Annotated in this window: 1 pseudogene; it reads left to right on the top strand. The window is 32.3% G+C overall.

Annotated elements, in window-relative coordinates:
- Window positions 1-171, top strand: a pseudogene (locus LOK41_RS28565) (DeoR family transcriptional regulator); the annotation flags it as partial.
- Window positions 172-477 lie beyond the last annotated feature (306 nt).

The raw sequence follows: 477 nt of genomic DNA on the forward strand, positions 1-477 counted from the left end.
TTTGTTAGCTTTAATGTTATGAAAGATGTATCTGCTGGTACAGATCCCGTTGTTTTTCACGATGTATTAAGTGGTAATAGAACAAGTGTAGTATCAGCAAGATCATTGTATATTGCGAATCCTAAAAATGCATCTGAACCATTTACTGTAAGTGTATACGCCATTTTCTAATGCAGAAGGAAAGGGACTCCTTATCAGTCCTTTTCCTTTTTATTTATCACGAGTTAGTTATTTTCAACTGAAAAATAACTGATAGACATAAACATCCTTTGACCCATTTTTGCACGTTCTCGACAAAATCTCTAATTCCTTTTAATAGCAAATAATTTAATTTATACAACACTCTATCCAGTGTCAGATTGGTATATGTTGTATTATTCCCCCTTTTTTGGGGATGGGCAAAAACACCCAATATATATCATATGTACTCTATTTTTAGAAAGAAGGCGGTAACATGAAAATAAATTTTATGTGGAT

The sequence above is a fragment of the Bacillus sp. TL12 genome, assembly GCF_022625245.1.
Taxonomy (GTDB): domain Bacteria; phylum Bacillota; class Bacilli; order Bacillales; family Bacillaceae_G; genus Bacillus_A.